The 12,761-nt window shown below is 63.6% G+C and carries 11 protein-coding genes; 10 read left to right on the forward strand and 1 reads right to left on the reverse strand.

Translation table 11 applies throughout. The features are described 5' to 3' along the window. Nucleotides 1-20 precede the first annotated feature (20 nt). Together bamC and OKW30_RS07100 are read left to right on the forward strand one after the other, a co-directional pair. Complete coding sequence (bamC, locus tag OKW30_RS07095) at nt 21-1,160, forward strand: outer membrane protein assembly factor BamC (RefSeq protein WP_184022417.1); 1,140 nt, start codon at nt 21-23, stop codon at nt 1,158-1,160. Between the two features lie 8 nt (nt 1,161-1,168). Further along, a complete protein-coding gene (locus OKW30_RS07100; RefSeq protein ID WP_429346371.1) occupies nt 1,169-1,942 on the forward strand; it encodes an MBL fold metallo-hydrolase in 774 nt (257 codons plus the stop codon). A 145-nt stretch (nt 1,943-2,087) separates the two neighbouring features. On the opposite strand, the gene OKW30_RS07105 is transcribed toward OKW30_RS07100, so the two are convergent. Continuing rightward, nucleotides 2,088-2,786: a Bax inhibitor-1/YccA family protein gene (locus OKW30_RS07105; RefSeq protein WP_018417558.1), complete on the reverse strand. Its 699-nt coding sequence runs from the start codon at nt 2,784-2,786 to the stop codon at nt 2,088-2,090. 269 nt (nt 2,787-3,055) lie between these two features. On the opposite strand from OKW30_RS07105, the gene ndk reads away from it, so the two are divergent. The 8 genes from ndk to der all read left to right on the forward strand — a co-directional run bounded on the left by ndk (nt 3,056) and on the right by der (nt 12,686). After that, a complete protein-coding gene (ndk, locus tag OKW30_RS07110; protein WP_184067608.1) occupies nt 3,056-3,481 on the forward strand; it encodes a nucleoside-diphosphate kinase in 426 nt (141 codons plus the stop codon). 210 nt (nt 3,482-3,691) lie between these two features. Next, complete coding sequence (gene rlmN / locus OKW30_RS07115; protein ID WP_429346372.1) at nt 3,692-4,843, forward strand: 23S rRNA (adenine(2503)-C(2))-methyltransferase RlmN; 1,152 nt, start codon at nt 3,692-3,694, stop codon at nt 4,841-4,843. Between the two features lie 212 nt (nt 4,844-5,055). After that, the gene (locus OKW30_RS07120) at nt 5,056-6,195 is read left to right on the forward strand and encodes a helix-turn-helix domain-containing protein (RefSeq protein ID WP_429346373.1); all 1,140 of its coding nucleotides are present in this window, start codon (nt 5,056-5,058) and stop codon (nt 6,193-6,195) included. An 85-nt stretch (nt 6,196-6,280) separates the two neighbouring features. After that, the gene (gene ispG, locus OKW30_RS07125) at nt 6,281-7,597 is read left to right on the forward strand and encodes a flavodoxin-dependent (E)-4-hydroxy-3-methylbut-2-enyl-diphosphate synthase (protein WP_184067616.1); all 1,317 of its coding nucleotides are present in this window, start codon (nt 6,281-6,283) and stop codon (nt 7,595-7,597) included. A gap of 21 nt (nt 7,598-7,618) precedes the next feature. After that, the gene (gene hisS, locus OKW30_RS07130) at nt 7,619-8,959 is read left to right on the forward strand and encodes a histidine--tRNA ligase (protein WP_184067619.1); all 1,341 of its coding nucleotides are present in this window, start codon (nt 7,619-7,621) and stop codon (nt 8,957-8,959) included. Nucleotides 8,960-9,025: 66 nt separating this feature from the next. Further along, nucleotides 9,026-9,655 carry a YfgM family protein gene (locus tag OKW30_RS07135; RefSeq protein ID WP_184067622.1) on the forward strand — a complete coding sequence of 210 codons (630 nt, stop codon included), beginning with the start codon at nt 9,026-9,028 and terminating at the stop codon, nt 9,653-9,655. Between the two features lie 79 nt (nt 9,656-9,734). Further along, entirely contained in the window at nt 9,735-10,880 is a 1,146-nt protein-coding gene (bamB, locus tag OKW30_RS07140; protein WP_184067625.1) for an outer membrane protein assembly factor BamB, read from the forward strand. 468 nt (nt 10,881-11,348) lie between these two features. Further along, nucleotides 11,349-12,686 carry a ribosome biogenesis GTPase Der gene (der, locus tag OKW30_RS07145; RefSeq protein ID WP_184067628.1) on the forward strand — a complete coding sequence of 446 codons (1,338 nt, stop codon included), beginning with the start codon at nt 11,349-11,351 and terminating at the stop codon, nt 12,684-12,686. Nucleotides 12,687-12,761: the final 75 nt, after the last annotated feature.

Below are 12,761 nucleotides of genomic sequence, written 5' to 3' on the forward strand. Positions count from 1 at the left end.
CCAGCATCACGAAGGACCTCATGAAACGTTCCGCACTTTCCCTCCACGCAACCCGCATGGCGGCGCTGGCGCTTGCCCTGTCGACGCTCGCCGGCTGTGACACGCTGAACGACTGGTTCGCTTCCGACCGCGTCAACTACAAGGCGACCTCGAGCGCGCCGCCGCTCGCCGTGCCGAGCGATCTGAGCACGTCGCCGAACGACCAGCGCTATGTGGCACCGCCGGCCAATCTGGCGCTTGGTGGCACGCCGACGCGCGCTGTCACGGCGGCCGGCAACGCGACCGAAGGTCAGCCGAACGCGCAGGATCCGCTCGGCATGCATATCGAGCGCGACGGCGACCGTCGCTGGCTGGTGGTCGACGGCCGTTCCCCGGAACAGCTCTGGCCGCAGCTGCAGGAGTTCTGGCAGGAAAACGGCTTCGTGCTGAAGACCGATGCGCCGGCCACCGGCATCATGACGACCGACTGGGCGGAAAACCGCGCGAACATTCCGGACGACTGGTTCCGCCGCACGATCGGCAAGGTCATCGACTTCGCCTATTCGTCGGGCACCCGCGACAGTTTCCGCACGCTGGTATCGCGCGGTCCGGACAGCGCGACCGATATCTCGATCACGCACAGCGCGATGGAAGAGGTGATGACCGGGCAGGACAAGACGTCTTCGCGCTGGGAAGAGCGTCCGCGTGATCCGGCGCTCGAGGCGCTGTTTCTCGCCAAGCTGATGCAGAAGTTCGGCCTGACTGAAGCACAATCGAAGCAGCTGCTGACCGACGCGCGCACCGCCGCCGCGCCGACCACGATCGAGCAGAACGCGGGTGCGTCGACGCTCGATCTGCAGGAGTCGTTCGACCGTGCCTGGCTGCGTGTGGGCCTCGCGCTCGATCGCACCAACTTTACGGTCGACAACCGCGATCGCGAGAAGGGCATCTACTACGTGCGCTACGCGGATTCGATGCAGGAACTGAAGAAGGAAGGCCTGTTCGGCAAACTATTCTACAGCGGCAATTCGACGCGCAAGCCGGGCCAGGAATTCCTCGTCAATGTGCGCGCGAAGGGCGACGCGGTGACGCAGGTCGCGGTCGTCGACGCGAATGGGCAGATCGACACGTCGTCGGACGCGCAGCGCATCGTGTCGCTGCTGCACGCGCAACTGAACTAAGGCGGGTCGTGCGCTTCGCAAGTCTCGGCAGCGGCAGTGAAGGCAATGCGCTGCTGGTGGAGGCGCGCAGCGGTGCGGTCACCACGCGTGTGCTGCTCGATTGCGGTTTTTCCGCGCGCGAAGTCGAGCGGCGTCTGACGCGGCTCGGCGCGAGTGCCGAGCACCTCGACGCGATCCTGATTACGCATGAACATAGCGATCACATCGGCAGCGCATTGACGCTGGCGCGCAAGTGGTCGATTCCGCTGTACATGAGCTGGGGCACCGCGCGCGCGGTGGGCGCCGACGAAGCCGATGTTGACCTGCAGGTGCTGTGGGGCGACGAGGCGGTATCGATCGGAGAGCTCAGCGTTCTCCCTTATACCGTTCCGCACGACGCCCGCGAACCGCTCCAATACGTGTTCTCGAACGGCGCGAGCCGGCTTGGCGTGCTCACCGACGTGGGCACCTCCACGCCGCATATCAGCGCGGTGCTGAGTGGCTGCGACGCGCTCGTGCTCGAATGCAATCATGACGTGCAGATGCTCGCGGGCAGTCGTTATCCGCCGTCGCTGAAGGCGCGTATCGGCGGCAATCACGGGCATCTGAACAATCGCGCGGCAGCTGAAATCCTGGCGTCGCTCGACCGCTCGCGCTTGCGGCATCTGGTCGCAGCGCATCTGAGCCAGCAGAACAATCTGCCGGAACTTGCGCAGGCGGCGCTGGCGGGCGTGCTTGACGCGGCTCCCACGGAGGTGGTGGTTGCGTCGCAGAGCGAAGGTTTCGCGTGGTTGACGGTGTGACTGTGGCACCCGGTTGGCGTCCGGTCGCGGTGCACGCCATGCGCCGGGTGGTCAGGTAATGAAAAAGCCCATAACGAGCAATCGTTATGGGCTTCTAATTTGAGCGTCGAGTGCGGCGTGGGGCACGCCGCACGGCCGGGCAAACTTAATTGCGGTTGCCGCCAAAAATGCCGAGCAGCGCAAGCAGATTGACGAACACGTTGTACAGATCCAGGTAGATCGCCAGCGTCGCCGTGATGTAATTCGTCTCGCCGCCGTTCACGACGCGCTGCACGTCGAACATGATGTAGGCGGAAAAGATCACGATTGCCATGACTGAAACCGTCAGCATCAGCGCCGGCAGTTGCAGGAACACGTTCGCGACCGAAGCCAGCAGGATCACGATCACGCCCATGAAGAGCCACTTGCCGAGGCCCGAGAAGTCGCGTTTGCTGACCGTGGCGATGGTCGCCATGGCCGCGAAGATCACACCGGTGCCACCAAAAGCGAGCATGATCAGCGACGGGCCGTTCGAGAAGCCGAGCACGAACGCGAGAATGCGCGACAGCATCAGCCCCATGAAGAACGTGAAGCCGAGCAGTACGAAGACGCCGACGGCGCTGTCCTTGGTGCGCTGGATCGCGAACATGAAGCCGAAGGCGATCGCGAAGAATGCCAGCATGCTCATGGCGGGGCTGGTGGCGGCGAACAGTGAGAAGCCGGTGGCAAGACCCACCCACGCGCCGAGCACGGTCGGAATCATGGACAGCGCGAGCAGCCAGTAGGTATTCCGTAGCACGCGGTTGCGTGTTTCGACCGTGCTGACCGCGCCGTTGCGGCCAAACATATACGGATGTTCGTTCATGATCTCTCCTTACCTCGGAAGCGTGTTTCGTGATGGTGATACGGCAATTTGCGAAGCGCCGGCGGGCGCACCGTTCATCCGTAAGATTAGCGCGGCAGCACGGAGTTTCAATACCTCCAGTCGCCCACAGGGCCTACGCTACCAGTATTTCGCGCCCTTTGCTTTGATTCTTTCAGTGCTGTAAGGGTTCAATCGCAATGGCGCACGGGGAACATGCTACAATAGCGGATTCATTTGAATCTGTAACTTCTTAATTTCTTGGAGTTTTTATGGCGATCGAGCGCACCCTGTCGATTATCAAGCCGGACGCAGTGGCCAAAAACGTGATCGGCCAGATCTATACCCGTTTTGAAAACGCTGGTCTGAAGATCGTGGCATCGCGCATGGTTCATCTGTCGCGTGCTGACGCCGAGAAGTTCTACGCCGTGCACGCAGCACGTCCGTTCTTCAAGGACCTCGTCGAATTCATGATCTCGGGTCCGGTGGTCGTGCAGGCGCTGGAAGGCGAAAACGCGATCCTGAAACACCGTGATCTGATGGGTGCGACTGACCCGAAGAAGGCAGAAAAGGGCACGATCCGTGCCGACTTCGCGGACAGCATCGACGCCAACGCGGTGCACGGCTCGGACGCATCGGAAACGGCCGCGATTGAAATCGCATTCTTCTTCCCCCAAGTCAACGTCTACTCGCGTTGAGCGCCTCGCGCTGAGGTCAGGCACTGGCCTCGGTCGTAAGTCGAGTCCGCCTGGCGCGTTTCGTGCAGCCGAATTGTTTTATCGCATGAATCGCGCGCGTTGCACGGCAAAGTAGTAAGGTAAAAGCAGCAGGAATGGGCGCGAACGGGCACGGCGTTCATGCAGCTTGTTGCATGAACGTAGTCTCGCAATGAAATGGCAGGATTCGATATGACGAGCAGTCCCTCCGTCAACCTTCTCGACCTCGACGCCCAAGGGCTCGTCGCCTATTGCGACAGCCTGGGCGAGAAACCGTTTCGCGCCAAGCAATTGCAGCGCTGGATTCATCAATACAACGCTGCCGACTTCGACGGCATGACCGATCTCGCGAAGTCCTTGCGCCAAAAGCTTAAAGGGCGCGCCGCGATCACGATGCCGGACGTCGTCAGCGACCACGTTTCGTCGGACGGCACACGCAAGTGGCTGATCGACGTCGGAAACGGCAACGCCGTTGAAACCGTCTACATCCCCGAAGAAACGCGCGGCACGCTGTGTGTGTCGTCACAGGCTGGGTGTGCGGTCAACTGCCGGTTCTGCTCGACCGGCAAGCAGGGGTTCTCCCGCAATCTCACCACCGGCGAAATCATCGGCCAGTTGCGCATGGCTGAGTTTGCGCTGCGCGCGTCGCGTGGTGATGCCGGCGGCCGCGCGATGGGGGGCGACGGCAAGGGCGAGCGCGTCGTCACGAACGTCGTGATGATGGGGATGGGCGAGCCGCTGCTCAATTACGACGCAGTCGTGCCGGCCATGCGCCTGATGCTCGACGACAATGCGTACGGCCTGTCGCGCCGGCGCGTCACGTTGTCCACTTCGGGCGTCGTACCGATGATGGACCGGCTCGGCGCGGATCTGCCCGTGGCGCTCGCGGTGTCGCTGCATGCCTCGAACGACGCGCTGCGCGACGTGCTGGTGCCGCTCAACAAAAAGTATCCGCTGCGCGAGCTGATGGCGGCGTGCGAGCGCTATCTGAAAGTCGCGCCGCGAGATTTCATTACGTTCGAATACTGCATGCTCGATGGCGTGAACGACAGCGAGGCGCACGCGCGCGAGTTGCTCGCCGTCACGCGTAACGTGCCGTGCAAGTTCAATCTGATTCCGTTCAATCCGTTCCCCGAATCGGGCCTTATCCGTTCGAAGCCGGAACAGATCAAGCGGTTTGCGCAGGTGTTGATGGACGCTGGCGTGGTCACCACTGTGCGCAAGACCCGCGGCGACGATATCGATGCTGCCTGCGGTCAGCTGGCCGGCGCGGTGAAAGACCGCACGCGTCTTGCTGAGCGCACCGGGAAGGCGGCGAAGGTGATCGAGGTTCGCGCCGTGTAATCGTGAGGGGCGGCGGGGCGTCGGCGTTCGGCGGAAAGCACCGCGAGCGCAAAAATGCTCCCATGCCACCGGCGATTAAAAGAAAGTTTGCAGAATCGATCGGGAGCGGTACACAAAGCCGCACATTTTGTTATAAACGGTCTGCGATTTGGACGTGACGCTCGAGCCCGTCCGGTCGCACGATTAAAAGAATCGACGCGAAAGGATTTGGGATGAGTGAGCCGCAGCACCCGCAGCCGCACGAGACAGACACGAGCGATGGCCATCCGGCACCCGTTGCAAGGGCGGTGGTCCAGCCTGTCGTGCAGCCGGCCCTTGATTCGTTGGCAGCGGTTGGCGCGCGCTTGACCCAGTTGCGCGAGTCGAAAGGCTGGACTATCGACGACGTGTCGGCGCGGCTGAAGGTGTCGGTCGTCAAGCTGAGCGCGCTCGAGGCGGGCGACGTCAGCCATCTGCCGGACACGACGTTCGCACTCGGCGTCGTGCGCAGCTACGCGAAAATGCTGGGCACCGATCCGGCGCCTTTTACGGCGGCGCTGCGTCGCGAGAAGGGCGTGCCGGCGCCGAATCTGTCGATGCCGGCGTCATCGGGCAAGGATCTGCCGCGCGGCAAGGTTTCGCTGTCGCTCGGCGACAGCGGGCATAAGAGCCGTTCGTGGCTGTGGGGCATTGCGGCGATCGTCGTCGCGGTCATCGCACTCGGGATGTGGCGCACTAACGGCGGTGATTCGTCCGCGTGGCTCGCGCGCCTGAAGGCAAGCGCGAATAGTTCGACTATCAGCGACACGGCGGCTTCGGGCGCGGTCGCTCAGGGTCCGGCGACGGCGGCGGAAGGGGCATCGGCGCCGGATGCGGCGGCCACGGCTGACAACGCGGCAAGCGCTGATAATGCGGTGTCTGCGTCGGCAACGCCGATGCCGGCTCCGCTTGCCACTGGCACCGCGCCGGGCTCGGCCCCGGCAGCGAATACAGCGGCAACGCCGGCACCGACGGCCGCGGCACCGAAGGCCGGCTCGCAGGCTCAGGCACAGGCCGCCATGGAGAGCGCAAATGCACCGGCGGTCGTGGCGAACGCGTCGGCACCGGCGGTCACGCCAGCGCTCGGCGAGGCGGTCGTCGCGCTGCGCGTGACGCAGGACAGCTGGTTCAGCGTGCGTGACAAGAACGGCAAGGAACTGTTCTCCGGCCTCGTGCATGCCGGCGATCCGAAGCAAGTGACGGGTGTCGGTCCGTTCAAGGTCACGGTCGGCAACACGGCGGGTCTCGAGTCGGTAACGCTCGACGGCCAGCCGGTCGATCCGTCGAAATATGCGACAGCCAAGGGCAACGTGGCGCGCTTTGCGCTGCCTTGACAGATACGGTATGCGCCGCGGTCAACCGGTCCGCGGCGCTTTTTCAATTCAGGCGCTGCGTTTTTGCATAGCGCGTGCGGCGTAAATGGGTTTTTCGATGCAAACCGAAGCTCAATCCCAATCCTGTAGCAAGATCGTTTCAGACGAGCCGGTGTTCGGCGGCCCCGCGATGCGGCGCAAGTCGCATGCGGTCAACGTCCGCTGGGGCGGCCAGCTCGTGACCGTCGGCGGCGATGCGCCGGTGCGCGTGCAGTCGATGACCAACACCGACACCGCCGACGCGATCGGCACCGCTATCCAGATCAAGGAACTGGCGCAAGCCGGGTCCGAACTGGTGCGTATCACCGTGAATACGCCGGAAGCGGCGGCGGCCGTTCCGGCGATCCGCGAGCAACTCGACCGCATGGGGGTGATGGTGCCGCTCATCGGCGACTTCCATTACAACGGCCACCTGCTGCTGCGCGACTATCCGGGCTGCGCGGAATCGCTGTCGAAGTACCGGATCAATCCGGGCAACGTCGGGCACGGCGCGAAGCGCGACACGCAGTTCGCGCAGATGATCGAGACGGCGGTCAAATACGACAAGCCGGTGCGCATCGGCGTGAACTGGGGCAGCCTCGACCAGGACCTGCTCGCGAAGATGATGGACGAAAACGGCTCGCGCGCCACTCCGTGGGAAGCGCAAAGCGTGATGTACGAAGCGCTGATCCAGTCGGCGATCGGCTCGGCGGAACGTGCGGTCGAACTCGGCCTCGGGCGCGACCAGATCATCCTGTCGTGCAAGGTCAGCGGCGTGCAGGATCTGATTGCCGTGTACCGCGAACTCGCGCGCCGTTGCGATTTCGCGCTGCATCTTGGCCTGACCGAAGCGGGCATGGGCTCGAAGGGCATCGTCGCGTCGACTGCGGCGCTGTCGGTTCTGCTGCAGCAGGGCATCGGCGATACGATCCGTATTTCGCTGACGCCGGAACCGGGCGCGTCGCGCACAGGCGAAGTGATCGTCGGTCAGGAGATTCTGCAGACCATGGGCCTCCGGTCGTTCACGCCGATGGTGATCGCGTGCCCCGGCTGCGGCCGCACCACGAGCACGCTGTTCCAGGAACTCGCGTCGCAGATCCAGACCTACCTTCGTCAGCAGATGCCGGTGTGGCGCGACCAGTATCCCGGCGTCGAGCAGATGCACGTCGCGGTGATGGGCTGCATCGTCAATGGTCCGGGCGAATCGAAGCAGGCGAATATCGGCATCAGCCTGCCGGGCTCCGGCGAGAATCCGGCCGCGCCGGTGTTCATCGACGGCGAAAAGGTGAAGACGCTGCGCGGCGAGAACATCGCGCAAGAATTCCAGCAAATCGTGAGCGACTACGTCGAGCGCCGCTATGGCCGCGCCGACGCGCTCAACTAAATACCCGCTATCGAAACACAGATGACTGAACAGAAGAAAAAGCTCGAGAAGCTGTCTGGCGTGAAGGGCATGAACGACATCCTTCCGCAGGAAGCCGGGCTCTGGGAATTTTTCGAAACCACCGTCAAGTCGATGCTGCGTTCGTACGGATACCAGAATATCCGCACGCCGATCGTCGAGCATACGCAGCTGTTCACACGCGGTATCGGCGAAGTGACCGACATCGTCGAAAAAGAGATGTACAGCTTCACCGACGCATTGAACGGCGAAAACCTGACGATGCGCCCGGAAAACACGGCGGCCGTGGTGCGCGCGTCGATCGAACACAACATGCTGTACGATGGCCCGAAGCGTCTGTGGTATATCGGTCCGATGTTCCGTCACGAGCGTCCGCAGCGCGGCCGTTATCGCCAGTTCCACCAGGTCGGTGTCGAGGCGCTCGGTTTCGCGGGTCCGGATGCGGACGCGGAAATCATCATGATGTGCCAGCGTCTGTGGGACGACCTCGGCCTGACTGGCATCAAGCTCGAAATCAACTCGTTGGGCCTCGCTGAAGAGCGAGCCGCGCATCGTGTCGAACTGATCGCGTATTTCGAAAAGCACATGGACGTGCTCGACGAAGACGCGAAGCGCCGTCTCTATACGAACCCGCTGCGCGTGCTCGATACGAAGAATCCTGCGCTGCAGGAAGTCGCGCGGAACGCGCCGAAGCTGATCGATTTTCTTGGGGAAGAATCGCGCGCGCACTTCGAAGCTCTGCAGCGTCTGCTGAAGGCGAACAACCTTCCGTTCACGATCAATCCGCGTCTCGTGCGCGGTCTCGATTACTACAATCTGACCGTGTTCGAGTGGGTGACCGACAAACTCGGCGCGCAAGGCACGGTCGCGGCGGGCGGCCGCTACGATCCGCTGATCGAACAGCTCGGCGGCAAGCCGACGGCTGCGTGCGGCTGGGCGATGGGCGTCGAGCGGATTCTCGAGCTGCTGAAGGAGGAACAGCTCGTGCCGGAAGACGAAGGTTGCGACGTGTACGTGGTCCATCAGGGCGACACCGCGCGCGAGCAGGCGTTCATCATCGCCGAGCGTCTGCGCGATACCGGTCTCGACGTGATCCTGCATTGCAGCGTGGACGGTCAGTCGGCAAGCTTCAAGTCGCAGATGAAGCGCGCCGACGCGAGCGGCGCCGCGTTCGCGGTCGTGCTCGGCGAAGATGAGATCGCCAACGGCACGGTCGGCGTGAAACCGCTGCGCGATACGCAAGCCCACGGCGGTAAGAACGAGCAACAGAACGTGCCCGCCGAAGACTTGACCGAATATCTAATCAATGCGATGGTTGCATCCGCCGAAGACGGCGACGACTGATCGCGATGTCGTTGGGCCGGCTGGCTCGACACGCACACGTAGCAAGAATGAGGAAATCGCCGGGCAATGAGTTACCACGACGAACAAGAATCGATTGAAAGTCTGAAGGCATGGTGGACGCAGTGGGGCAATGCGACCACGTGGATCGTGCTGGTGGTGTTGCTGGCAGGCGCGAGCTGGAACGGCTGGAATTTCTGGCAGCGTCGTCAGGCCGCGGAAGCCGCGGTGCTGTATGACCAGGTTCAGCAAGCCGAGGCATCGGGCGATAAGGCGCAGATTGCGCGCGTCGCCGCCGACATGGAAGACAAGTTCGGCCGCACTGCCTACGCGCAGATGACCGCGCTGGGCGCCGCCAAGGCGCTGTACGCCGCTGGCGACGAAGCCGGCGCGAAGGCGCAGCTGCAATGGGCGATCGATCACGCGAAGGACGACGAGTTCAAGCAGATCGCGAAGCTGCGCATGGCATCGCTGCTGCTCGACGACAAGGCATACGACCAGGGCCTCGCGCTCCTGGCCGAGCCACAATCCGATGCCTTCAAGGGCGTCGTGGCGGACCGCCGCGGCGACCTGCTCGCCGCCCAGGGCAAGCGCGACGACGCGCGCGCGGCCTACAAGCTCGCGCTCGACTCGCTGTCGAACAGCGACAGTTCGGCGCGCCAGCTGATCCAGTTCAAGCTGGATGCGCTTGGCGGCTGAGCGTCCCGCGCAGCGCGCCGCGAGCCACGACCGCAAGGCGGTCTCCTTTAATCCAATTTCCTGAATGCTTCGTCCACCGATGAATCTGCTGAAACGTTACGCCGTGCCCGTTATCTGTGCGATGACCGTTCTCACGCTGGCGGCTTGCTCATCCACGAAAGACGAGCGCCGTGTGCCGACGCCGCTCACCGAGTTCAAACCCGTGCTCGACGTGCAGCAGTCCTGGTCGGCGAGCGTCGGCAAGGCAGGCCGCTACCTGTTCTCGCCGGTTGCGGTCGGCAACGCCGTGTATGCTGCCGGCACGAATGGCACGGTCGCCAAGATCGACGCGCAAACGGGCAAGGACGTGTGGCGCGTCAAGTTGCACGATGATCTGTCGGCGGGCGTCGGCAGCGATGGCACGCTCACCGCGGTCGGTGGCTTGAAGGGCGACGTGTACGTGCTAGGCGCGGACGGCAAGCAGCTGTGGACCGCGAAGGCGCCGGGCGAGATCATTACGCCGCCGCTCGTCGGCAACGGCCTCGTGATCGTGCGCACGATCGACGGCCAGATCGTCGCGTTCAACGCGCAAACCGGCGAGCAGAAGTGGAACTTCCGCAACCGCGCGGTGCCGCTGAACCTGCGCGTGTCGTCGGGCATGACGTTCGCAGGTGACGCGGCCGTGCTGGCCGGCTTCCCGGGCGGCTCGTTCGCCGCGATCAACTTGCAGACGGGCGACGCCTACTGGCAAACGCCGGTGTCATATCCGAAGGGCGTGACCGAGGTCGAGCGTATCAACGACGTGACCGGCCCGCCTACGCTGGTGGGTTCGGAGACCTGCGCGGTGACGTTCCAGGGCCAGATTGGCTGTTTCGACGCCAACTCGGGCCGCGCGCTGTGGGGCAAGCCGTTCTCGAGCACGAGCGGGCTCGCGCAGGATGAGCGCAGCGTGGTCGCCGCCGACGACTGGTCGGTCGTGTCCGCATTCGACGTGAGCAACGGCTCGGTGCTGTGGAAGAACGACACGCTGAAGAACCGCGACCTGAGCGTGCCGACGCTGCTCGGCCGCGCGGCCGTGTTCGGCGACTACAAGGGCTTCGTGCATTTCCTGTCGACCGTCGACGGCACGCTCGTCGCACGAGTGAAGACCGACGGCAGCGCGATTACCGCGGCGCCGGTGCTGGCTGGCGACACGCTGGTCGTACAGACGCGCGACGGCGGCCTGTTCGGCTATCGTCCGCGCTGATCGCTATAAATGATGTCGGGCGCGCAGGCCGGCTTTGCCGGCCGCGCGCTTTTTAATTGAAGTCTGCGCCGGCTTTGGCGTGCGGCTCCTGCGTCGGGTTGCCATGCTGCCCGTCGCGTGATCGGGCAGGCTCAATAGAAAAAATCGCCGGATGGGCTGGTCCGGCAAGTCGGATCGAGGCCGTGGCCGCCGGCATGCAAGGCGGCGCGTGCGCTTCGTCGGCGGCCTTGCAAATTAACGACGCCCTCGAACACGAGCGCGTCAGCCGTCGAGCAGCCCGGTCTGAAGCAGGCCCCCGGCGGCGTCTGTGCAGCCCACGCCCGTCCGCCTGGATGCGCATATCGATCGCGCATCCGGAGCAGGCTGAATTCGTGATAATTTCGTCAGAACGCCACCCCGTGGCGGCCGCCTGGCGTCGCTACGCGCGCGATCGGTTGCGATCCCGCGTTTCACCGTGAACAACATCAGATGAAACCCGTTATTGCCCTCGTTGGGCGCCCCAATGTGGGGAAATCCACGCTGTTCAACCGCCTTACGCGTTCGCGTGATGCGCTGGTTGCCGACCTGCCCGGTCTCACGCGCGATCGCCATTACGGCGAAGGACGCGCCGGCGAGCGGCCGTATCTGGTCGTCGACACCGGCGGCTTCGAGCCGGTCGCGAAAGACGGCATCCTGCACGAGATGGCGCGCCAGACCCGCCAGGCGGTCGAGGAGTCGGACGTCGTCGTGTTCATCGTCGATGGGCGCAACGGTCTCGCGCCGCAGGACAAGTCGATCGCCGACTATCTGCGCAAGGTCGGCCGGCCGATCTTCCTCGTCGTGAACAAGGCCGAGGGCATGAAGTACGCCAACGTCGCGGCCGACTTCTACGAACTCGGTCTCGGCGATCCGCGCGCGATTTCGGCCGCGCACGGCGACGGCGTCACCGACATGATCAACGAGGCGCTCGAAGTCGCGTATGCCGGTCAGCCGGAAGAGAACGAGGAAGACAAGGAAGCGCGCGGCGTGAAGATCGCCATCGTCGGCCGGCCGAACGTTGGTAAGTCGACGCTGATCAATGCGCTGGTCGGCGAAGAGCGCGTGATCGCGTTCGACATGCCCGGCACTACGCGCGACTCGATCTACGTCGATTTCGAGCGCAACGGCAAGCCGTATACGCTGATCGACACGGCCGGCCTGCGCCGCCGCGGCAAGGTGTTCGAGGCGATCGAAAAGTTCTCGGTCGTGAAGACGCTGCAGTCGATCTCCGATGCGAACGTCGTGATCCTGCTGCTCGACGCGCGTCAGGACATCTCGGATCAGGATGCGCACATCGCTGGCTTCGTCGTCGAGCAGGGCCGCGCGCTGGTGGTTGGCGTGAACAAATGGGACGGTCTCGATCCGCATGTGCGCGAGCGCACCAAAGCCGACCTCGAACGCAAACTAAAATTTCTGGACTTCGCCAAATTCCATTTCATTTCCGCCGCGGAAAAAACCGGAATCGGGCCGCTGATGCGTTCGGTCGACGACGCGTACACGGCCGCGATGTCGAAGCTGCCGACGCCGAAGCTGACGCGCGCGCTGATCGAGGCGGTCGAATTCCAGCAGCCGCGCCGTCGCGGTCCAGTGCGTCCGAAGCTGCGTTACGCACACCAGGGCGGACAGAATCCGCCGATTATCGTGATTCACGGCAATGCGCTCGACGCGATCACCGACACGTATAAGCGGTACCTCGAAAATCGCTTCCGGGAAACTTTCAAGCTGACGGGGACTCCATTGCGAATAGAGTTCAGATCGTCGACGAACCCTTACGCGGACAAAGGCTGAAGCAAGCTGAAGCCGGTCTTATACCTGGGCTGAAACCCGCGTGTATGCTGGGTTTGGCCGGGGGTCCCGGGCCCG

This window comes from Paraburkholderia sp. Clong3 (assembly GCF_050436485.1).
In the GTDB taxonomy this organism is placed as follows: domain Bacteria; phylum Pseudomonadota; class Gammaproteobacteria; order Burkholderiales; family Burkholderiaceae; genus Paraburkholderia; species Paraburkholderia tuberum.